The sequence below is a fragment of the Herbiconiux daphne genome (assembly GCF_024979295.1).
In the GTDB taxonomy this organism is placed as follows: Bacteria; Actinomycetota; Actinomycetes; order Actinomycetales; family Microbacteriaceae; genus Herbiconiux; species Herbiconiux daphnes.
In genome coordinates this window covers 40,339-60,901 of record NZ_JANLCJ010000008.1, presented here as the reverse complement: position 1 = coordinate 60,901, position 20,563 = coordinate 40,339, and the positions used below count along the sequence as shown (strand labels likewise).

18 protein-coding genes are annotated in these 20,563 nt (G+C 64.2%); 5 read left to right on the top strand and 13 right to left on the bottom strand.

Annotated elements, in window-relative coordinates:
• The first annotated feature begins 59 nt into the window (after positions 1-59).
• A complete protein-coding gene (locus N1032_RS18365; protein ID WP_259540690.1) occupies positions 60-1,256 on the top strand; it encodes a 4-hydroxybenzoate 3-monooxygenase in 1,197 nt (398 codons plus the stop codon).
• A gap of 208 nt (positions 1,257-1,464) precedes the next feature.
• Here the strand turns inward: N1032_RS18365 and N1032_RS18360 are convergent, their stop codons facing one another.
• Positions 1,465-2,133, bottom strand: a complete 669-nt coding sequence (locus N1032_RS18360; protein ID WP_259540689.1) for a TetR family transcriptional regulator — start codon at positions 2,131-2,133, stop codon at positions 1,465-1,467.
• A 141-nt stretch (positions 2,134-2,274) separates the two neighbouring features.
• Here N1032_RS18360 and N1032_RS18355 point away from each other — a divergent pair, with 141 nt between their 5' ends.
• Complete coding sequence (locus N1032_RS18355) at positions 2,275-3,024, top strand: SDR family oxidoreductase (protein WP_259540685.1); 750 nt, start codon at positions 2,275-2,277, stop codon at positions 3,022-3,024.
• A 149-nt stretch (positions 3,025-3,173) separates the two neighbouring features.
• Here N1032_RS18355 and N1032_RS18350 read toward each other — a convergent pair whose 3' ends face one another.
• Together N1032_RS18350 and N1032_RS18345 are read right to left on the bottom strand one after the other, a co-directional pair.
• Positions 3,174-3,458, bottom strand: a complete 285-nt coding sequence (locus tag N1032_RS18350; RefSeq protein ID WP_259540683.1) for a putative quinol monooxygenase — start codon at positions 3,456-3,458, stop codon at positions 3,174-3,176.
• A gap of 646 nt (positions 3,459-4,104) precedes the next feature.
• Positions 4,105-5,379, bottom strand: coding sequence for an ROK family transcriptional regulator (locus N1032_RS18345; protein ID WP_259540681.1), 1,275 nt, complete (start codon positions 5,377-5,379; stop codon positions 4,105-4,107).
• Positions 5,380-5,595: 216 nt separating this feature from the next.
• Here N1032_RS18345 and N1032_RS18340 point away from each other — a divergent pair, with 216 nt between their 5' ends.
• Positions 5,596-7,749: a glycoside hydrolase family 3 protein gene (locus N1032_RS18340; protein ID WP_259540680.1), complete on the top strand. Its 2,154-nt coding sequence runs from the start codon at positions 5,596-5,598 to the stop codon at positions 7,747-7,749.
• Positions 7,750-7,910: 161 nt separating this feature from the next.
• On the opposite strand, the gene N1032_RS18335 is transcribed toward N1032_RS18340, so the two are convergent.
• From N1032_RS18335 to N1032_RS18310, 6 genes are all read right to left on the bottom strand, one after another.
• Entirely contained in the window at positions 7,911-8,924 is a 1,014-nt protein-coding gene (locus tag N1032_RS18335; protein WP_259540679.1) for a fumarylacetoacetate hydrolase family protein, read from the bottom strand.
• Positions 8,921-9,949, bottom strand: coding sequence for an amidohydrolase family protein (locus N1032_RS18330; protein ID WP_259540678.1), 1,029 nt, complete (start codon positions 9,947-9,949; stop codon positions 8,921-8,923). Before N1032_RS18330 ends, N1032_RS18335 begins: the two co-directional genes overlap by 4 nt.
• The gene (locus tag N1032_RS18325; protein WP_259540674.1) at positions 9,946-11,082 is read right to left on the bottom strand and encodes an FAD-dependent monooxygenase; all 1,137 of its coding nucleotides are present in this window, start codon (positions 11,080-11,082) and stop codon (positions 9,946-9,948) included. The genes N1032_RS18330 and N1032_RS18325 overlap by 4 nt, the downstream gene beginning before the upstream one ends.
• A gap of 45 nt (positions 11,083-11,127) precedes the next feature.
• Entirely contained in the window at positions 11,128-12,120 is a 993-nt protein-coding gene (locus N1032_RS18320; protein ID WP_259540672.1) for a cyclase family protein, read from the bottom strand.
• The gene (locus N1032_RS18315) at positions 12,117-13,082 is read right to left on the bottom strand and encodes a fumarylacetoacetate hydrolase family protein (protein ID WP_259540671.1); all 966 of its coding nucleotides are present in this window, start codon (positions 13,080-13,082) and stop codon (positions 12,117-12,119) included. The genes N1032_RS18320 and N1032_RS18315 overlap by 4 nt, the downstream gene beginning before the upstream one ends.
• Positions 13,083-13,168: 86 nt before the next feature.
• On the bottom strand, positions 13,169-14,188 hold the full coding sequence (locus N1032_RS18310; RefSeq protein WP_259540670.1) for a VOC family protein: 1,020 nt from the start codon (positions 14,186-14,188) through the stop codon (positions 13,169-13,171).
• A 138-nt stretch (positions 14,189-14,326) separates the two neighbouring features.
• Between N1032_RS18310 and N1032_RS18305 the strand changes: the two genes are divergently transcribed.
• The gene (locus tag N1032_RS18305; protein ID WP_259540669.1) at positions 14,327-15,340 is read left to right on the top strand and encodes a LysR family transcriptional regulator; all 1,014 of its coding nucleotides are present in this window, start codon (positions 14,327-14,329) and stop codon (positions 15,338-15,340) included.
• 7 nt (positions 15,341-15,347) lie between these two features.
• On the opposite strand, the gene N1032_RS18300 is transcribed toward N1032_RS18305, so the two are convergent.
• The 4 genes from N1032_RS18300 to N1032_RS18285 form a co-directional block, all read right to left on the bottom strand.
• Positions 15,348-16,586 carry an MFS transporter gene (locus tag N1032_RS18300; protein ID WP_259540668.1) on the bottom strand — a complete coding sequence of 413 codons (1,239 nt, stop codon included), beginning with the start codon at positions 16,584-16,586 and terminating at the stop codon, positions 15,348-15,350.
• A gap of 128 nt (positions 16,587-16,714) precedes the next feature.
• Complete coding sequence (locus N1032_RS18295) at positions 16,715-17,377, bottom strand: TetR/AcrR family transcriptional regulator (RefSeq protein ID WP_259540667.1); 663 nt, start codon at positions 17,375-17,377, stop codon at positions 16,715-16,717.
• 10 nt (positions 17,378-17,387) lie between these two features.
• A complete protein-coding gene (locus tag N1032_RS18290) occupies positions 17,388-18,599 on the bottom strand; it encodes an FAD-dependent oxidoreductase (RefSeq protein ID WP_259540666.1) in 1,212 nt (403 codons plus the stop codon).
• A 244-nt stretch (positions 18,600-18,843) separates the two neighbouring features.
• Entirely contained in the window at positions 18,844-19,623 is a 780-nt protein-coding gene (locus N1032_RS18285) for an IclR family transcriptional regulator (RefSeq protein WP_259540665.1), read from the bottom strand.
• Between the two features lie 173 nt (positions 19,624-19,796).
• On the opposite strand from N1032_RS18285, the gene N1032_RS18280 reads away from it, so the two are divergent.
• Complete coding sequence (locus N1032_RS18280) at positions 19,797-20,558, top strand: CoA transferase subunit A (RefSeq protein ID WP_259540663.1); 762 nt, start codon at positions 19,797-19,799, stop codon at positions 20,556-20,558.
• Positions 20,559-20,563 lie beyond the last annotated feature (5 nt).

Below are 20,563 nucleotides of genomic sequence, written 5' to 3'. Positions count from 1 at the left end.
AGGGCATAGGGATGCGCGCCGAGCTCCCACAATGGCGTCACCCCGTCGAAGGAGACGCCATGCCCACCACCGTCCGCACCCGTGTCGCCATCGTCGGCGCCGGCCCCGCCGGGCTCATCCTGTCGCAGCTGCTGGCCGACGCCGGCCTCGGCTCGATCGTCGTCGACTCCCGCTCTCGCACCGAGATCGAGTCGACCATCCGCGCCGGCATCCTCGAGCAGAACACCGTAGACCTGCTTCGCACCATCGACCCCGCAACTCGCGTCGACACGGTCGGCCATCGCCACGATGGCATCGAGCTGCGCTTCGGCGACGTCGGCGAGGGTCACCGCATCGACTTCCCCTCCCTCGTGGGCCGCAGCGTCTGGCTCTACCCGCAGCACGAGGTGCTCAAGGATCTGCTGGCGCTGAGGCTGGCCGCCGAGCAGGACCTGCGCTTCGGCGTCACCGTCGAGGGCGTCGACGACGGCGACCCCGTGCATCCGGCGATCATCGCCACGGATGCCCACGGCGACCCCGTGCGCATCGAGGCCGACTTCGTGGTGGGCGCCGACGGTTCGCGCAGCATCGTGCGCGCGGCCGTGACCGGGTCGCGCTCCGGCGGCTACTTCCGGGAGTACCCGTTCGCCTGGTTCGGCATCCTTTGCGAGGCACCCCCGAGCTCCGACGAGCTCATCTACAGCAACTCACCCGACGGCTTCGCCCTGATCTCCCAGCGGAGCCCCGACGTGCAGCGGATGTACTTTCAGTGCGACCCCACCGCCGACCCCGCAGCACCGAGCGACGCCGAGATCTGGGACACCCTGCAGGCACGGGTGCCAGGCACGACCCTCAACGAGGGCCCCGTCATCCAGCGCGACGTGCTGCGCTTCCGCAGCGTCGTGGCGCACGAGCTGCGCCGCGGCCGGGTGGCGCTCGTCGGCGACGCCGCCCACACCGTGCCGCCCACCGGCGCCAAAGGCATGAATCTCGCCATCGCCGACGTCGTGCTGCTCGCCGACGCGCTGCGAGCCCTGCTGACCGAGGGCGACGGGCAACTCATCGACACGTACGCCGACCGCGCCCTCGACCGCATCTGGAAGGCCCAGCACTTCTCCTGGTGGATGACCAGCATGCTGCACGTCGCCCCCGACGCCAGCGACTTCGACCGCCGCCGCCAGCTCGGCGAACTGCGGACCGTCCTGGAGTCGGAGGCCGGCCGCACCTACCTCGCCGAGGCGTACACGGGGTGGTCGATAGAGCCGCCGAAACGGTGAGGTCGCGCTCACCGCCACGTTCGCGCGAACATTGCCACTGCGAATTCGTGCAGGCTGCCGCCGCCCTGATGATCGTGCCACGGCGTGCGGAGAATTCATCCATACCCGGGACTTGACTCGGCAGCAACAGGCCCGCGCGGGCGCCGATGGTGTATCACCGATCTCATCAGGATAAGGCGTAGGTCACGGGAGAAGCATCCGCTCGCGCTCAGCTGAAATCGGAGGTCCGGCAAGCGAGGCCGGCGATGAGCGCGGTGAGTTGTGTGGAGAGCGCGGAACGAAAATCGACACCGATGTGAGCCAAGTTCGGCTCCTCCTGGTAGAGGCGGATGACGTGTACCGAGGGATGCCCCGCCTGCCAGAACGTCGCCGCCAGAGCAACGGTAGCGCTGATCACCAGTCCGGCAGATAGTGAGTTCATGTCAGTTGCGTCAACGATCGCTTCAGTGAGGTCGAGGATGTTTCGATGTGCGCTCTTCTTAAACCCTCGGACAGCCTCGAAGCTGACCTCGTGTTCCAGGCTGAGGGTGGAATGAGTGAGCAGGTCGCAGAACAGTGGATGGTTTTCAAGCGTGGAGACCAGCACTTCGACCAATTCTGCCGATTTCACAAGGTGGCCCTGCAGGCGATGGATCACCTCGTCACTCCAGCCCTGATACCCCTCAGTGGTGAGAAGGATCAAGATCTCTTCACGAGAGGCGTAGTAGCGACGCACCGCAGATACATGGACCCCTGCTTCGTGCGCGATCGCAGTCAGAGTCAAGGAGCGCACCCCGTCTCTGCTCCCTAATCGACGAGCAGCATCGAGCAGATCGGCGGCGCGCTGAGCTTTGGCGTGTGCCGAGTACGCACGCTGAAACTGACGCCCATCGCTCATAGCATCATTCTAGCGCAGTAACGCACGGCCCTTGCGTTGACAACGCAAGGGCCGTGCGTTACGTTTGGTGCTGTCGCGGTGGCGCTTCACAACGTCCCCGCTGCCCGCTAAACCACCACTATGAAAAAGGAATAAGCACACATGACAGACCTTCACGGGATGATCGCCCTTGTGACCGGAGCCTCTTCCGGAATCGGCGAAGGAACTGCTCGCCAGCTCGCCAAGGCCGGCGTCACAGTCGGCCTCGTCGCCCGCCGCAAAGACCGCCTCGAAACTCTCAAGGCTTCCATCGAAGCCGACGGCGGCACGGCCCGCGTGTTTGTCGCGGACGTCACCAACGTCGCCGAACTGAAGGATGCCGCTCAGGCGCTCCGCGACGAGTTCGGCAGTGTCGACGTGCTATTTAACAACGCCGGCATCATGCCCATTTCCGACATCGACGAGTTCAAGACGGACGAGTGGGACCAGATGGTCGATATCAACATCAAGGGTGTCCTGAACGGTATCGCCGCGGTGCTGCCGATCATGATTGAGCAGCACTCCGGCCACATCTTCAACATCTCCTCGATCGCCGGCCGCCGCGTCTTCGGGCAGGGCTTCAGCGTTTACTCGGCCACGAAGTTCGCCGTCAGCGCCCTGTCCGAGGGTCTGCGCATGGAGGTCGGTGGCAAGCACAACATCCGCGTCACCACCATCGACCCCGGACAGGTCAGCACCGAACTACTCGAGGGCACCAGCAATGAAGAGCTGAAAGCAACCATCCGAGAGGCCGGGGCAGACGTAAAGATGGTACAACCGTCCGAGCTCGGTGAGGCTGTCGTGTTCGCGCTCCAGGCACCCGAGCACGTCAACCTCGCCAACCTGTTCATCCTCCCCACCAGCCAAGCCTAGAAACGCTTATAGCTGGCCCCTGTACGACATCGCGACCGGGACACACCTCGGTGTTGTCAGACCCGGCGGCGACGCACCAGGATGAATGCGCCGAGCGCCAACACGGCAAACGAGCCCGATGCGATGCCGACTGCATCGCAGCACGAGCCTCACACCTCGAGCTCGGTCTCGTGCATGACGGGGACCTCGACAAGAACTCCCTCCAGGTCCGCGAGGAACTGCCGCGTATGGTCATGGTTCATGTGGGCAGCAAGCGCCGCACGGTCGCGCCACAACTCGACACTGATGATCTCCTCCCCGTCGAGGGCGGCGGCGAACGTGTAACTGATACAGCCGTCGTCCTGCTGGGTGCTCTCGCTGACCGCAATCGCTGCGGCAATCAGCTTGTCGCGCGCGTCGGGCAGGGGACTAGCGGAGCCGGTAATCAAGAGCATGAGTAATCCTGACGTCGTTGTCATAAACACGGTAGCGGACACTACGGCTCAATTCGTATGTCCCCCGCTGCAGTCAGGTGCGCCGGCGAGCCAGCTGGGCCTTCGCCAGCCACCCTCTTCGGAGCGCGACTGGCGGATAGTCCCGCCCGAGCCAGTGCGAGAGCTTCGTGGCTTATTCCCGCTGGAATGACAGCGGCCCGATCGGCGTCGGTGAAGTGCAGCCAGTTCGTGGTCTCGACGCTGTTGTCCGTACCGAGCCATCGGAGAAGTCGGCCTCCCAGCGTTCGATCAGAACAAATGGATCGGCCTTGTAGGCGTCAAGCAGGCCCGGGTCGCCATCCATTAGGTAGAAACCAGCTCATCGGCGTAAGAGGCGTCGATCGGCCCCGCGATGCCAAGCATCAGGATGAGACCCACGAACCCGGTCTTTCACCTGATAGGTCAATGGAGATCCAGATGTCCGCGTTCACCTCATTCCGTCAACTCTTCGCCACCCCCGTCCTTCCGTTTCTCGAAAACGGTGCGGCGGACTGGGAGGGCTGTCGACGCCTCCTTCGGGTGTTCAGCGCACCAGAGAACATCGAGGCGGGCATCGCAATCATCGAGATCGGCAGAGGGGGTCCTGCTGGGCCACGAGGCTCGCGACCTAGGACGAAGGCAGCCGCAATGGCGGCACCAGGTTGATGAGCCCATCGTTGCGGCGGGGCAGAGAATGGCCCTCCGACTCGAGTCTCATCTCACGCGCAAAAACGGAATGGGTGGCGCGCACGAAGCACCCCATCAGCGTGGCATTCGCGCCGAACTGACCGGGCACCACGACGAGGCCTCGGGCGATGACCGGCTGGGCGAAGCGACGCAGCGCCTCTCGCATGCCGTCGAGATAGGAGGGATGCGCCTCGCCGAGCTCGCCCCCAACGACCACAGCCTGCGGATTGAGCACATTGCAGGTTTCTGCGACGACCTTTCCGAGCGTGTGGCCCGCCTCGCGCAGGATGCGCGCGCTGACCTCGTCGGTGAAAGACGACAGGGGCCGGCGCGAGTCAGCATCGTGGACCCGCCGCAGGCGATCGAGGAGCGGACCACTCGAGACGACCATCTCGACGCATCCATTCTGCCCGCATCGGCACAGCGGACCGTTGGCGTCGATTTGAACGTGCCCGATCTCGCCAGCTATTCCCAGTGCCCCGCTGTACACGCGGCCGTCGAGGATGAGGCCGGCCCCGATGCCCCGCGACGCTTCGAGGTAGATGGCGTGCCGAAAATCACGACCGGAACCGCGCACCAGCTCGGCCCACGCCCCGAGATCCGCGTCGTTACCGACATGCACGGGCAGGCCCAAGCGGGTGGCCAGCAGGCCCGCGGAGTCGACCCCCGACCAGGCCGAGAGAACGCTGGGCGAGCGAACGATGCCGGTGGTCGCATCAATAGGCCCAGGCAGCGCCATGACGACTGCTCCCAGCGGGGTATCCAAGGGGGCGCTCGTACGGACAAGCTCCTGCACTAGCTCGGCAACGCGTTCGAGCGCCAGCTCTGGAGACGATTGGAGATCAGAGTGGAACAAGGAAGTTGCAATGAGATCTCCGTTCATGTCGGCGATCCCGGCTGCAACGGAATCGTGCCGAAAGTGAACTCCGGCAACGATGACGTCGGGCAACGTCGCCCGCAGCACGGCTGACCGCCGAGTACCTCGGTGGGCTTCGGCGGAGTCGCCGACTTCGGCGACCAGACCGTCCTCGAGGAGTTCAGCCACGAGTTGCGCGGTCGCCGATTTCGACAGGCCGGTAGCAGACGCAAGTTCACTACGCGTGATGCTCGTGCTTGTGCGGATGAACCCTGCGACGCGCTGTTTCGCCGAAAGGCGGGCGCGGGCGTAGTAGCGCGGATCGAATTCAACAGGATCGAACGAGGCCGTCTCCGTCATGTGTTCGCGACCCTTCTTTGTCGACGATCCGTGACGGCGACATCGAATTCAGGGTACACGTGCGCACAGCGACCACCGTCTGGACTTAAAATCCGATGTCAGGCTTAATCACCTCCTCAGAGTCTTGCAAATGGACTTGACAGCGCATACTTGCCTCGGAATAAGCTGAAAGTCGGTCACTGTCTGGACCAGACAAACGCTCACGAAGGAGTAAGCATGATTTCGACCACGCCACGTCAACCCAAGCCGAGGAGGGTGGGCCTTGCAGTGGCCGGAGCGGTGCTCGCCCCGCTAGCGGCTGTTGCGACATTCGCGTCGCCGGCGTACGCGGCCGATCAGCCCGAATTGGGAACCCGCACCGCGGACATCCTCACAGTCGACGGGCTGCAGTTCCGCGACCTCGATAGCAGCGGCGACCTCACACCGTACGAGGACTGGAGGCTCACCTCCGACGAGCGCGCGGCCGATCTCGTCGGGCACCTGACCCTCGAGCAGAAGGCAGGCCTGTTGATGCACGCGAGCCTTTCCGGGCAGGGCGCGTACGATAAAGCGTCCTTTTCGGGCTTCCTCCAGAACGGTCACATCACCACCTATATCTCCCGCCTCGGCGTGGGTGCGGCCACGCTCGCCACAGAGCACAATGCGCTACAAGAGCTGGCCGAGGCCGAGCCACTCGGAATCCCACTCCTGATCAGTACCGACCCCCGCTCCGGGTTCACCGTGACCGAGGGCCAAACGGTGTCCAATGGCGATTTCACTCCCTTCCCGGATGCGATCGGCATGGGCGCGACCGCAGATCCGGAGCTCACCTACCAGATGGGTGACATCATTCGTCAGGAGTATGCTGCAGTCGGAATTCGTGAGGCGCTCTCTCCGCAGGCCGATATCGCGACCGAGCCTCGCTGGACCCGCATCAACGGCACCTTCGGCTCCGTCGGAGTCGACGTCAAGCCATTCGTGAAAGCGTACGTCGAGGCCCTCCAGGGTGGCACGCAGGGACTGACCGAAAGCAGTGTCGCTACCGTGGTGAAACACTGGGTTGGTTACGGGGCACAGGAGAACGGCTACGACAGCCATTACTACTACGGTCGTTACGCCGTGTTCCCCGGCAATAACTTCGCTGAGCACATCACGCCCTACGAGGGGGCGTTCGAGGCGGGTGCCGCCGGCATCATGCCCACCTATTCCATCCTCAAGAATCTCGAGGTCGACGGCACTGAGATCGAGCAGGTCGGCGCTGGACACAACGAATACCTCCTGCAGGATCTGCTGCGAGAGCAGTACGGCTTCGACGGCGTGATCACCTCCGACTGGGCAATCGCGAACGACTGCCCTCAGGTCTGCCGCGACACACGTCCGCCGGCACCTTTCTTCGGATCGTGGGGCGCCGGGATGCCCTGGGGGGTCGAAGATCTGACTCTCCCCGAGCGCTATGCCAGCGCCATCAATGCCGGCGTGGACATCCTCGGCGGAAGCGACCAGCCGCAGTACATCGTGCAGGCCGTCCAGCAAGGGTATTTGTCCAACGAACGGCTCGACGAGGCCGCGGGGCGCGTTCTCGCTCAGAAGTTCGATCTGGGACTGTTCGAGAACCCCTACGTCGACCCGGCCGCCGCCGATGCGCTCGTGGGCAACGCCGAGTTCCGCGCTGTCGGGCTCGAAGCTCAGGAACGGTCGCTGACTCTTCTCGAAAACGAAAACAACGTGCTGCCGTTGAAGGCTGGTGCGGGCACGAAGGTGTTCTTGTACGGCGTGACCGACGAAGCGGCTCTCGCTGCCGGGCTCACCCCGGTTACCGACGTGACCCAGGCGGACGTCGCCATCGTGCGCTTGACCGATCCCCGAGGCGGAGCCGACCTCACCGACCTCACCATCACGGGCAGTGAGGAGGACGCCACGGCTCTCGCTCAGGCGCACGCAGCAGGTGTCACGACGATCGCCGTGCCCCAGCTGTCCCGGCCTCTGATCCTCGACAAGGTGCTCGACAGCTCGGATGCCGTGCTGGGCGCCTACGGGGTCTCTGACGAGGCTCTTCTCAACGTCATCATCGGCGCCGCGGAACCAGAAGGCGTGCTGCCGTTCGAACTTCCGTCGACCATGGAGGAAGTAGAAGCGCAATACGCCGATGTGCCGAACGACACCGCAAATCCGCTGTTCGAATACGGCTTCGGTCTGCGCTACGCGGCGGCGCCGGTAACGAACCCCGAGCCCACCCCGCTCCCGAAGCCGGGCCGCGATGAATCACCGGTGGCGGGCGATGGCACCCTCGCCGCAACGGGTGCTGAAATCACCGGCACGATCCTCGCAGCAGTAATTCTGCTAGGAGCAGGCGCGGCCCTGGTGATCCGCCGCCGTCGACGTTCGGCATAAACGAACCGACACCACGGTCCAGCAGCCGTCGGGCGTTTTCGCCCGGCGGCTGCTGCGCCATGTCTGGCCCGGGCTGGAGCCAGACGACTACAGGAGGCGTGTCGCGCACGCAGAGTCCCACAGAACTGCCGAGCCCTTAGCTCGTGTCGCCAGGACTCTACTCAGCGATGCCGAGCCCGCGGACGTCGACGCGCCGGCGGGACAGGCGGCGGCGGGACCGCCCGACCGACCGACGCGACGAGTTCGCCGATCGCCTCGATGCTCATCCGCACTTCGTCACCCTCGCGCAGCGGCGCAGGTACAAGTTCACCGGCTCTCCCCCACAGCTCGCCCAGGCATCCCCCGTTGCCGACCGTTCCCGATCCGAGAACGTCTCCCGGAACAACACGGGAATTCCGGGCCGCATAGGCGACGAGTTCGGGAAACGGCCAGCCCATATTCGAGATGAGATCGTCGCCGACGTGGCTGCCATTCACGCTCACTTCGGCACGGAGGGCCAGGAACCCGTCATCATCGACGAAGGGCGCGAGTTCATCTGCCGTGACGATCCAGGGGCCCAGCGACGTACCGAAGTCCTTACCCTTTGCCGGTCCCAGTCGCACTTTCATCTCTCGGGACTGCAGGTCGCGCGCCGACCAGTCGTTCATGATCGTGTAGCCGAAGATGTGCGCTGCTGCGCTCTCCACCGACAGGTTCACGCCGTCCGATCCCGGCACCCCCCCGATGACCACAGCGAGTTCCAGCTCGAAGTCCAGGCGTTCGGTGACGGGTGGGCTGACCGGCTCTCCGGGACCAAGCACGATGTGCGGATTTGAGAAGTAGAACGTCGGCGCCTCATACCACTCTGCAACGACCTCGCTTTTCCCGTCCACAGCTGCGCTGACCCCTTCGACGTGCTCCTCGAACGTAACGAAGTCACGGATCGACGCCGGCACAAATGGCGCGAGGAGGCGGACGTGCCCCAAGGGCGTGCCCGGGAGGTCGGCGGCACGAGCGTGCAGCGTGTGAGCGAATCCCAATCCGTGAGCGAGGACTTCGGTGACCGTCAACGCGTCGGGGAACAGCACGACACGTTCGTCGATGACAAATCCTTCACCGATTTGTGGTGATTGATCGTGGAGGTCAGCCGGGCCCCGGGATGGTGGGCCGGGATGCTCCCACCGCGCGATCTTCATGCCCGAACCCCCGCGTGCAGAAGGGCATCGGCGCTCTGACCCAGAATCTGTGCGGTGATTCGCTCAGACAGTCCGGCCGAGCGCACGTCCGCAACGGGGTCATCCAGGCCCATGTCGAACGGGAAGTCGCTGCCAAGGAGAACTCGTGAATCCCCAGCGATCTCGACGAGATGCCGGAGGGCCGCCGGGTCGTGCACGACGGTGTCGAACCAGAGCCGTCGAAGGTAGGTAGACGGAGCATTTGCGCATCCGTGCGCTTCCGGACGCACTCGCCAAGCATGGTCGGAACGACCAATCGCAAAGGGCAGATAGCCGCCACCGTGTGCGACGACGATCTTGAGGTCGGGGTGACGGTCGAGCACCCCCGAGAAGATCAGATGCGACAGGGCGACCGCGTTCTCGGTGGGCTGTCCTACGGTGTTCGCCAAGTAGTACCGATCCAGCCGCTCGTCGAGGCTGCACCCGAAGGGGTGCAGAAAGACGATGCACGCCAGCTCTGCGGCGCGTGCCCAGAACGGCTCGAGACGGGGGCTGGACAATTCGATCTCGCCCGCAAAGGAGGAAATCTCCACCCCCGCCAAACCGCGCCCCAGCACAGCGTCATCGAGGAATTCGACTATGCGTTCAGGATGCTGGAGCGGGATCACGCCCAGTCCGGTGAGTCGCCCAGGAGCTTGTCCGACGTGCTCGGCCACGAGCCGATTGGTCTCACCGGCGACCCATGCGGCGAGGCCCTCTGGTGCCCACGGGTAGAAGTGATTCGGGGAGACACTGACCCACTGCCGATCCACGGTCTGCTCATCCATCGCCTCTATCCGTGCGCCCAAGTCGGTGAGCTGAGCTATGCGGGCTCCGATCATAGCGCCTGATGCCTTCAGGCTCTCACTACCGTTGCGTCGGCGCTCGAGATCGGTTGCCTCCGCGAGCAGTTCGGGTGCACGCCGTCCGACTTCGTCGTGAAGGGACGGCAGCAGCAGATGAGCGTGCACGTCGATGACGGGCGTCGGACCATGAAGATTGTTCATGCGGGTACCGCCATCCTTTGTGCGATTTCGAGAATCAGTCCTTTGGCATCTGCGTCCTGGGCGCCATCGAGCTGCCATTGGCCGAGCTGGACAGATCCCTCCACGACCGCTCGCGCCCGTGGTAGCCGGCGGGCGTGAAATTCGTCCCAGAGCTGCTCGTCGATTGACTCCTTCGAGAGAAGCAGTTCGGTCAGAACGAGTGCGTCTTCGAGGCCTTGTGCCGCACCTTGCGCCACCGTCGGAGGGCAACTGTGTGCGGCATCCCCGATGACAACGACCCGACCTCGGTTCCAGGGAGCGTCAACGAGATGTTTGGTGAACCAGGTGTAGTGGGCCTGAGAGCCCTGCTCGAGTTCCGCGCGGATCTGGTTCCACGGCCCCTCGTATGCGCGCGATTCCTCGACCATGACACGGGTCGCCTGTTCGTCCGAGACGCCTGCTCGGTCTTGTGCCTTCTCGACAAGGAAGGCGTACATTGAGTGTTCGCTCGTCGGGGTGTACCCGGCGATGTAGATCGGACCACCGTAGTAGAGCTCGCTGCGCACCACTTCATCTGGGCGCGAAACGAACGTTCGCCAGATCCCCATGCCAGTGGGTTGCGGCTTGGTATCGATACCGATGAGTCTGCGAACGGTGGAGTTCACTCCGTCGGCGCCGATTACTAGATCGTAAACCCCTGTGGGTGCGCCATTGACGGACAGCTGGACCTCGCCGTCAGCAGTGGTCTCCACCGCGGACACAGGTGAACCGAAGGTGATTCGTGCGCCGGCACGCGTGGCATGCTCCAGCATGATCCGTGTGAGTTCAGGTCGCCGCATCCCCAGGGCTGCCGGATAGTCGGGACCGCCCGTCTTGACATCGGGCAGGGCCGCTACTATCGGCGCCCCCGGGCCTGGTGCGCGCAGATTAAGACCCTCGAACGCGTATCCGGCGGCGCGAACGTCTTCCCACACCCCCAGAGCATCGAACACACGCAGGGCATTGCCCTGAAGTGAGATCCCGGAGCCCCGAGCGCTCGGCTCCGACGCGACCTCGAAGACGTCGACCTCGACGCCAGCCTTGCCGAGCTGGATGGCGGCTGCCAGACCCACAACCCCGCTGCCCACGACGGCGACCTTTTTCACTGCACTCACCAGAACCTCACTGTTCTCTCGATAGCTGGTCGATCTGGCCCGAAGTCAGAAGATGGCGACGGGATTGATGGGCGAGCCGACCGCTCCAGTAATGGCCAGCGGCGGTGCAGACAGCATGAAATCCCACCGCCGACGTTCGGCGCAGGACACGGCCAGGGAATCAAGGTCCCACATCTCACCGACGGTGAGACCGATATTAGGGATGACGACCTGGTGGAGAGGTTGGAAGGACGGAACGTCGAACTCGTTCGGGCGCACTTCGAATCCCCAGGTGTCTGTCGCAATGGCGGCGATCTCTGTGCGGTGAATCCAGCCGGCGGTGGTGAGCGAGAGTCCCGCGGACGGGCCGCCGGCATAGTCGCCCCACCCCTCGCGACGGGCCCGGGAGAGGCGGCCGGTGCGAATTAACACGATGTCGCCCGGAGTGATCTTCACACCCTGTTCGGCCGCACAAGCGTCGAGTTCGGCCGCACTGATCGCGTAGCCATCGGGTAGTTCGCCTGACTCCGAACTCAGATGCCGTCCAATATCCAAGAGGACGCCACGCGTGACGATGGCGGACACCGCATGCTCGATTCCGGTGACGAGATCGCCTTCGCTTGTGACGACGTCACCAGCTCGGCGGCCGTTCCACGCAAATCCGTGGTCGAAGATGTGACCGAGCCCGTCCCACTGGGTCGAGCACTGCAGCGGCATGGATATGACGTCGTCCGCGCCTCCGATCCCGTGAGGGAAGCCTTGGTTGCCGCGCTCCGCATCCGTACCCGTGTCGGTCATGGTGTGAACAGGGTTCGTGCGTCGGCGCCAGCCCTTCTGAGGACCATCGGTGTCGAAGGCCTGGGAGAGCGAGATGACAGCACCTTCCGTGACGAGCGCTGCCGCTTCCACACGCTTGCGCTTGTCGATGAAATTGAGCGTGCCGAGCACGTCGGCCTCTCCCCACCGTCCCCAGTTGCGATATGCCTCGGCGCGCACAGCGATCTCGGCCTCCGGGTTGTTCCGGTTGATTTCAGCCGGAACTTCCGAGGGCGCACTCATCTCTCGCCTCCTGGTGCGACGCAGCGCACGACCTGCGTGCCGAGTCCGTCGATCGAACTCGTCATGACATCGCCGGCGCGCAGGAACCGCTTCCAGTGTTGCCCGTTTCCCGGAGGGCTCCCGGTCAGGATCAAGTCTCCGGGAAGCAATGGCATCGTCTTGCTTGCACTTGAGATCAGAGCGGCGACGTCGAAGAGGAGATCGCTGGTCGATCCGTTCTGCATGGTCTGGCCGTTCAGCTCCAGACGGACGCCGAGGTTATCCGCGTCGACGAACTCCGCAGGCACGAGAAGCGGACCGGTCGGAAGAAATCCGGGCGCATTCTTGGCACGGTACCAGTCGGTGCCGATCTCTTTCATGTCCTTCCGAAAGACGAGATCGCGCGTCGTGATGTCGTTGACCATCGTGTAGCCGGCGACATGACCGATTGCGTCTTCCCGTGAGACGTGAAATGCCTCGCGCCCGATCACCACGGCTAGCTCGAGTTCCCAGTCATGCACCTCGCTGTAGGCGGGCAGTACGAGCGGGACATCATCGCCGACGACGCACGCTGGCAGACCGATGAAGAAGTAGGGCTCGCCGTTCGCCGCCCGGTCATCCATCATTCGTGCCGCGAATTCTCGTGCTTCCTCGGGTGTTCGATCGCTGTTCTGCGTCAGGCCCGCGGCGACGAGCTCGATCACGTGTTCCCGGTAATTCGCCCCAGCCTGGAGCACTTGGCGCGGTTCGACGGGGGCGGTCAGAGTGACATCTTTCAGCGCCATCCACTCGTCGCTCTCCGTTACCGCCAGCGCGCCAAGTCTGTCCCAGTCCGGGTTGGCGAGGAATGCGTTCAGGTCGTTCGCACCGAGCTCCACTGAGTCGAGCGGCCTGATGCGCTCATCCACGACGAGGCCCACATGGACGGCACCTCCGAGTCGTAAGCGGGCTAGAGCGTAGGGCACTGCGCTGTTTGAGGTCATGAGTTGCGATCTCCTCGCGTCATTGTGAGAACTGGATGATCAGGACCGTTTGAACGGAGGCGCGGCGGCCACCGGCCGCGTCCTAGTCAACCCTGCCCGTGCTTGGCATACGGGTTGAGCAGCGCGTCTTTGATCTCCTCGGGAACGCCTTCCTCGGTGGCGCTGGGCCCGTCGGCAGCGGGGAAGGACTCGGTCATGGAAATCGGCATGGTGCCGTTGCGATAGAAGTTGTTCGACCCTTGCGAGGGCCGCCAGGTGTTCGGCTCCCAGTCTGGGACATAGTTGCGGTATCCGCCCGTGTTCAGCTCGATACGCAGCGAGGACGGTTCGCGATAATAGAGGAAATTCTGTTCGCCGATACCGTGGATCGACGGGCCGTACTCGATTGGCACGTCATTCTCCAGAAGAATGTCGGCCGCGATGAGCAGCTCTTCGCGGGTATCCACCCAGAATGCGTAGTGATTGATGCGTCCGGCGCGAGTTGAGCCGTCCAGAACCACTCCGAGGTCGTGCGATTTCTCGTTCGTGGTCAAGACGGAGAAGACGGAGATGGGCGCCTCGTCGAGGATGGTCTTCGCCATGATTCGGAATCCCAGTACCTCGTTGTACCAAGTCGCGAAAGCGTCAACGTCGCTGGTGGCGATAGTGACGTGATCGAGCTGGCGGGGGGCTCCGGCCACGGTGCTGCGTTTCTCCGGCCGGTCGGGGAAGATCGACGCGACGCGATCCGCTGCTGCGTGCCGAGTGACGGCCCAGTGCAAGGTCATCGAATGACCCCATGGCCCGGTGAAACAATAGGCGCGACCGATGTGTGGCACGTCATCGAGCCATTCTCCCCGGATACCCGCCGCTTCGACGCGGTTGGCCGCCTCATCGAGGGCCTCTGAGCTGCTGACTCGCCAAGCCATGGTGTCCAGTGCGGGCTCCGCACCCGGAACGACGACGAGCGAATAGGCGTAGTAGTCGCCCCAGCAGCGCAAATAAACCGCTCCGTCGATCCGATCGACCACTGAGAGGCCGACGTGTTCCACATAGAACTTGACCGACGCCTCGACATCGGGAGACGTGATCGCCACGTACGAGAGGTGGGAAAGCAACTTGATCATCTTCGATCCTTTTTTCGGGGCCGTGTCGGCATGCGTCCTAAGTCTCGCGCTCCTGGTGCGTATCAGGGAATCCGTGGTTAGCTATCTGGGACATAGACGTCATTTATGGCCTTCGGGCCCCGCATGAGGAGGCCCGCCATGTCTGACCAGCCCGCGTTATCGCGTCTGGATCTCAATCTTCTGGTGGCGCTTGACGCGCTGTTGACCGAGCGCAGCGTCACCAAAGCCGCCGAGCGACTGCACCTGAGCCAACCTGCTCTCAGCGCATCCCTCGGGCGCCTGAGGTTGCATTTCAATGATCAGCTGCTCGCGAGACGTGGGAATTCGTATGAGTTGACCGCACTGGCGATGCGACTCGCCGATCACACCTCGACGGCGCTGGAGGCTGCGCGGCGAGTCTTCGACAGTCAAGCCGACTGGGTACCCGAGGAGTCGACCCGTGAGTTCTCCATCTACGGGTCTGATTACGGTTTCGCGACGGTCGGAGCCGCAGCCTCTGCGTTGGCGGCGGAGCGCGCACCAGGGGTTCGCTTTCGATACATGCTGCATACGCCGACGATCATCGACGATGTCGACGTCCGGCTGCGTTCGGTTGACGCGTTGATCATTCCGCACGGTTTTCTCACCGGGCTCCCGTATCTCGACCTGTGGCGAGACCATTGGCTCATTATCGCGTCCGACTCGAACGAGCAGGCGCGCGCCGGGCTGACAATGGAGCAGTTGGCATCGTCGCACTGGGTGTTCACATATCAGTCACGCACTGCGTTCACGTCCGCGAGCCGCCAGCTTCAGCAGCTGGGTATCGAGCCGCACGTCGATGCCGTCGTCGAGAGTTTTCTCTCACTCCCGCTTTTCGTGGCGGGAACGGACAGGTTGGGCCTGATTCAGTCCGGACTCGCTCCGGTGGCCCTGGGTGCTGGTGGCATCTGCCTTTATGAGCCGCCCTTCGACGCTACTCCGGTGCTCAACGCGCTGTGGTGGCACCCGGTGCACGATCGAGATCCTGAGCACGCCTGGATGCGGGAGCTCCTGGCGGAGGCGGCGCAAGGAGTCCACACGTTCAACGCTCAGAAGACCGACATCGACTCGGTGCCCGCGAGCGACACTTCGCGGGCACCGAAGAACGTCAGCGCGCCGTACCTTCCACGTTGACGCCTGTTCAGCGTTGAACCGAGGCGTGCGTGTGCGCGGATCGACGGAGGCTCAGGCCGACCACAACGGCCAGGAGAGCGGCCGCGATGCCCACAATTCCGACGGCGATGTTCAGGCGGCCCACCCCGGCTGTGAGGACGCCGATGAGAATCGGCGTCAGAAACTGACCGAGGAAGAATGCCGATGTCCACCATCCCGTAACGCGGCCCCGGTCTTCGAACAGCGTCGTCGCGACGACCCACGTCAGCAGCGATGGCAAAAGCAGACCAGAGCCGAAGGACGCGAAGATCGCTCCTATCACGATCCCCGGCAGGCCTGGAATGACCCAGATCAGGATGAGGCCAAGACCTTGAAGCCCGAACGCGAGCGGGAGCAGGCGACCCGGGGTCAGCTTCGCCAGTCGGGCGAAGGTCAGACCGCCGATGGCGGTGATCAGGGACGAGCCGGCCGCCACGATACCAATTGTTGCGGTGTCCGACGCATCAATTCCCGTTCCGACGATCAGGTAGCTGGTCTCGATCAAGAGCACGTAGAACGTGAATCCGCCGAAGAGCGTGACGAGCAGTGGAACACCGATGCGTCGCCACGGTATCTTCACTTTCGCACCCGCTTCGTCTGGCGTGTCACCCGCCTCGACGCTGGTGGGTTCCCAAAGGGAGAAGATCATCGGAATCGCAATGACGATACTCACGGCGTAGACCCAGAACGGCGTGTGCCAGCCACCCACGCCCAGCGCACCGCCCAAGACGATGAAAGCGGTCGCCGCCAGGGTGGTGGTCACGGTTTGGAGGCCAAGATATTTGTTCCGCTGGCGCTCCTCGTGGAAGTAGTCGACAATCAGGGTCGTGCAGACCGTCATGATCGCGGCTTCGCACAGCCCCACGAGCACGCGGCTGAACAAGATCTCCGGCAGGCCGGACAACCAGACAGGTGCAGTGCCTACGAGTGCGTACGCGATCATCGCCCCGATCAGCAGCCATTTTCTGCCGAGACGATCGACGATCTGACCGGCGAATGGAGCGAAGATCGCAATCAGGAGCGCGGGGATGGCGACGATCATCGGCACCAAGACTTCCGCGCCGGGCACATCGGCGAAATGCTCGGAGAGTTGTGGAAGCACGGGCGTGATGAGCACCGAACCCAGAACCGGCATACAGCTGCCGGCGAGAAGAAGCACCGCCTGCCATACACCTGCGTGCCGACGGTCGGTGACGGACCTGTTTCTGTCTGCCGTGGCGTTCGACATTGAACCTCCTCATAAGCGGGCTCTACGTCGAGCCCACCTGGACGCGATTACTTCAGCCGAAGACCGCGGAACCGCACTCGCGGAACAGGTCCAGTGTTCAGGTGTGCACCGTGGGAGACAACAGCAAATTACTGATATAGCCCATCGTCGTCATGGATATCTCCGACGGAGCTATCCATGATCACCGCCGCTACGGCTTGAGCGAGACGGACCACTCTGATCTCGAATTGTTGGTCTGTTTCGGGAACATCCGCCAGGAAGCTCGGGCCGTACATCACTCGAAGCACGTTTTCCGCGTACACCACCCGAACCGCGGAAGTCGCCGTTGCCGAATCCACGGGCAGAGTCGCCGCCAACCGCTGAACGAGGCCCTGCGATGCCCGCGACCCTCGTTGCAGGAACGACGAGTCGTAGGCGCTCCGCTCGATCAGAGCTTTGAGTGCGCGTTCGTGTGCACGGAACACCCCGATAATGACACGGGCGGCTGCCGCTGCAGCGTGCTCGACGGTCGCATGGGGCCGCACGTGTTGGGCAATGAGCTCATCTTCGGTCAGGGCGAACTGGTCGAGCCACCGCCTGTGCACGGCGGCCAGCAGTCCGGACTTTCCATCGACCCTCGCATAAAGCGATGGGGCCGAGATTGCAGCTCGACGACAGACCTCGTTGATGGTCAGATGGGCAGATCCGCCCTCTTCGAAGAGCTCCATACCGACGCGGAGCGCGCGCTCCCAGCTATCACGACTGCGATCTTGCTGCGGCGCGCGCTCGGTGCCAGGCGAGCTACTGGTCATGAGACGCTCGCTACCGCGCCCTGACGAGACCGGCTCCCATTTCATCCAGTTGCGCGACGATCTCACCGGGGCTTCTTTCGCCGATCTGCTTCTGGAGCATCGGCGTCCGGTCAAGAACGAAGTCACGGATCGGTTGGAGGAACGACGGTGCATGATGGAACAGTTTGCCCAGGACGTAAGCTTGCTGCACTTGCGAGTTGGTGTGGGCGATGCGTCGTTCGTCGTATGCAGCCAGGGCACCAACGACCGCACTGGTGTCGGAGAGGTCGACGCCCGTCAAGCACTGTGCGATGACGTATCCGTCGCAAATCGACATCCCCGCGCCATACGCGGCATAGGGAGAAGTCGCATGGGCGGCATCGCCGGCAAGGCTGATCCTCCCCTTCGACCACTTCTTCAGCGGCACACGGTCGCGGATCGGCCACCGCTGGAAGTGTCCGCCTTCCGTCGCTCGCACGAGATCAGCCAGAGGCCCCGGGAAGCGCTCCGCGAGGGTCAATGCATGCGCACGGAGGTCGGTCGGCGCCGGCGCCGCCGGATCCCAGGCTTCAAGCACCCACCACTGAACGCCATCGCGGCCATCGTCTCTGATAGACGAATAGGTTCCCTGAACCTGGTTGTCATGCGTCAGCACTACCTCGTTGCGCTCAATTCCAGGAACGTCGGCGAACGTGTAGCCCGCGATGATGTGCAGCTTGTGTTCGCGTCGTTCGGAGGCACCCCACAACTGCTTGCGGACCATCGAATCGATGCCATCCGCGCCGATGACGGCAGCGGCCGCAATCACGCTTCCGTTCGCCAGGGTCACCTGGACCTCGTCACCACTGTCGACGATCGACGCGACCTCTTGGTTGGTGCGCAGGACGCCAACCGGCATTGCGTCCAGCATTCGCCGGTAGAGCTCGGGCCGGAGAAGCCCGATGAAGCCGCCTCCGTATGCCGCCACGACCTCATCAGGAATCTGCACGTCAGCACGAACATTGCCCTTGACGCCGCGGAAAGAGGTGTGGCACGGGGCCCCCAGATCGTGGGTGTCGACTCCCATTTCCTGAAGCGCTTTGATGGGCGGTGGCCAGAGGTTCAAGATATTTCCCGCCGCTCGCGCTTCACGATATCTCTCGAGGAGAATGACATCGTGTCCCACAGTGTGAAGGCTGAGGGCAGTCGACATACCAGCGGGTCCGGCGCCGATGACGACGATGGGTCTTGAGTTGAAATCCATTTGCGGGTCTTCCTGTCTTCTTCGACGGGTGATCCTCAGATGCTATGGTGCCCTCCCCTAAGAATGTAACGCCAGTACGATTCTTTCGATTCACCTTTCGTGATGCCGATGATCAGCACTGCAAATACCGCGGCGTTCCAGGTAAGCACGCGGCAACGCGCCCTCAGGATCGGCCGAGGAGTAGGGTTAAGAATTCGGGCTCGAGGCGAACAGTGTCAGGGACCGGGCACGTGACACGAAGAATTCACGACCCGACAACGCGCTTGGAAACCTCGTGGGCCTGCCCGAGAAGGAGGCGGCCGAGCTCGGGGCGGCGCTCGGGGCGGAAGCGCGACTCGATGCCGGTGAGGCTGAGCGCCCACGCCGGCCGGCCGGCGAGGTCGAAGACGGCGGCGCCCATGCCCCAGCTGTCCTCGAGGATGAGCGCCGGGTTCACCGCGTACCCCGTCTCGCGTGTCTCGGCGATGCGCGCCCGCAACGCCGCGGGCGAGTGCTGCGGCCCCCAGGCCGCCTCGAGCGAGGCCGAGGCTGACGCGAGGTACGCCTCGACCTCCTCCTCGGGCAGGTACGACAGGATCGCCAGCCCCGCCGACGCCACCCCCAGCGGGAACCGCGCCCCCTCGTACAGCACGAACGACCGCACCGGAAAGCTCCCCTCCTCCCGCAGCAGGCACACCGTCTCGTTGCCCCGACGCGCCGAGAAGAAGGCGCTCTCGCCGGTCTCGCGAGCGAGCAGGCGCACACTCTCGCGGGCCGCATCCGTGATGTCGTAGCGGTCGGCGGCGAGCGACCCGAGCAGGTAGAGCTCGGGGCCCAGGAACCAGCGGCCCCGCGCGACGTCGTGGTCGACGAATCCCTCGGCGGCGAGCGAGGCGAGCAGGCGGTGCGTCGTGGGCCGGGTGAGCCCGGTGGCGTGCGCCGCAGCGGCCGCGGTGAGGCCGTCAGGATGCTCGGAGACCGCCTTCAGAAGACGGCTCACCCGCGAGACGAGCTGGGCTCCGCGCACCGGCTCAGCCACGGGCATCCGTCAACTTGTCCATATTGTGAGCATAGCCGAGTCGCCCGCCCAGACTGCGAGCGGTCGACGGATGCGCGCCACAGAGCGCTTTGACAGCCCCGTCGAGCGGGCATACGGTCGTTTGAAAGCCCGAACCCACGACCACGTGGTGGACACGGGAACCGCACGAAGGAGTGTCGATGTCGAAACAGTGGGCGAGCGCCGCCGAGGCCTTGCGCGAGACCGTGAAAGACGGGGCGACGGTCGCCGTGGGCGGCTTCGGACTGAGCGGCAACCCGAGCGACCTGATCGAGGCGCTGCGCGACAGCGGCGCCACGAACCTCACCATCGTCTCGAACAACATGGGGGTCGACGGCAAGGGCCTCGGCATCCTGCTCGAGAACCGGCAGGTGGCCAAGGTGATCGCGAGCTACGTCGGCGAGAACAAGCTCTTCGCCCAGCAGTACCTGAACGGCGAGCTCGAGGTCGAGTTCGCCCCGCAGGGCACGCTCGCCGAGCGGCTGCGCGCGGGCGGGGCGGGCATCGCGGGCTTCTACACGAAGACCGGCGTGGGCACCCCCGTAGCCGAGGGCAAGCCGCTGGCCGAGTTCGACGGTGAGACCTACGTGCTCGAGCGCGGCATCGTGGCCGACGTGGCACTCGTGCACGCCTGGCGGGCGGATCGCGAGGGCAACCTGATCTACCGGCACACCGCGCGCAACTTCAACCCGCTCGTCGCCACCGCCGGGCGGCTCACCATCGCCGAGGCCGAGGAGGTGGTCGAGGGCTACCTCGACCCGAACGCCATCGTCACCCCCGGCATCTTCGTGCAGCGCCTGGTGACGGCCGAGCCGCGCGTGAAGGACATCGAGCAGCGCACGGTGCGCCCGCGCGCAAGCGCAGTGGCCGCGACCGCGACCGCTGACACCGGCGCGACCGCGACCGCCACCGCGAGCGCCTGAGAACG

Coding starts and splice junctions, on each gene's coding strand:
- N1032_RS18305 (WP_259540669.1), top strand. CDS start 14,327: ATGTCTGACCAGCCCGCGTTATCGCGTCTGGATCTCAATCTTCTGGTG.
- N1032_RS18315 (WP_259540671.1), bottom strand. CDS start 13,082: ATGACCTCAAACAGCGCAGTGCCCTACGCTCTAGCCCGCTTACGACTC.
- N1032_RS18360 (WP_259540689.1), bottom strand. CDS start 2,133: ATGAGCGATGGGCGTCAGTTTCAGCGTGCGTACTCGGCACACGCCAAA.
- N1032_RS18350 (WP_259540683.1), bottom strand. CDS start 3,458: ATGCTCTTGATTACCGGCTCCGCTAGTCCCCTGCCCGACGCGCGCGAC.
- N1032_RS18280 (WP_259540663.1), top strand. CDS start 19,797: ATGTCGAAACAGTGGGCGAGCGCCGCCGAGGCCTTGCGCGAGACCGTG.
- N1032_RS18285 (WP_259540665.1), bottom strand. CDS start 19,623: ATGCCCGTGGCTGAGCCGGTGCGCGGAGCCCAGCTCGTCTCGCGGGTG.
- N1032_RS18345 (WP_259540681.1), bottom strand. CDS start 5,379: ATGACGGAGACGGCCTCGTTCGATCCTGTTGAATTCGATCCGCGCTAC.
- N1032_RS18300 (WP_259540668.1), bottom strand. CDS start 16,586: ATGTCGAACGCCACGGCAGACAGAAACAGGTCCGTCACCGACCGTCGG.
- N1032_RS18355 (WP_259540685.1), top strand. CDS start 2,275: ATGACAGACCTTCACGGGATGATCGCCCTTGTGACCGGAGCCTCTTCC.
- N1032_RS18365 (WP_259540690.1), top strand. CDS start 60: ATGCCCACCACCGTCCGCACCCGTGTCGCCATCGTCGGCGCCGGCCCC.
- N1032_RS18340 (WP_259540680.1), top strand. CDS start 5,596: ATGATTTCGACCACGCCACGTCAACCCAAGCCGAGGAGGGTGGGCCTT.
- N1032_RS18290 (WP_259540666.1), bottom strand. CDS start 18,599: ATGGATTTCAACTCAAGACCCATCGTCGTCATCGGCGCCGGACCCGCT.
- N1032_RS18310 (WP_259540670.1), bottom strand. CDS start 14,188: ATGATCAAGTTGCTTTCCCACCTCTCGTACGTGGCGATCACGTCTCCC.
- N1032_RS18295 (WP_259540667.1), bottom strand. CDS start 17,377: ATGACCAGTAGCTCGCCTGGCACCGAGCGCGCGCCGCAGCAAGATCGC.
- N1032_RS18330 (WP_259540678.1), bottom strand. CDS start 9,949: ATGAACAATCTTCATGGTCCGACGCCCGTCATCGACGTGCACGCTCAT.
- N1032_RS18335 (WP_259540679.1), bottom strand. CDS start 8,924: ATGAAGATCGCGCGGTGGGAGCATCCCGGCCCACCATCCCGGGGCCCG.
- N1032_RS18320 (WP_259540672.1), bottom strand. CDS start 12,120: ATGAGTGCGCCCTCGGAAGTTCCGGCTGAAATCAACCGGAACAACCCG.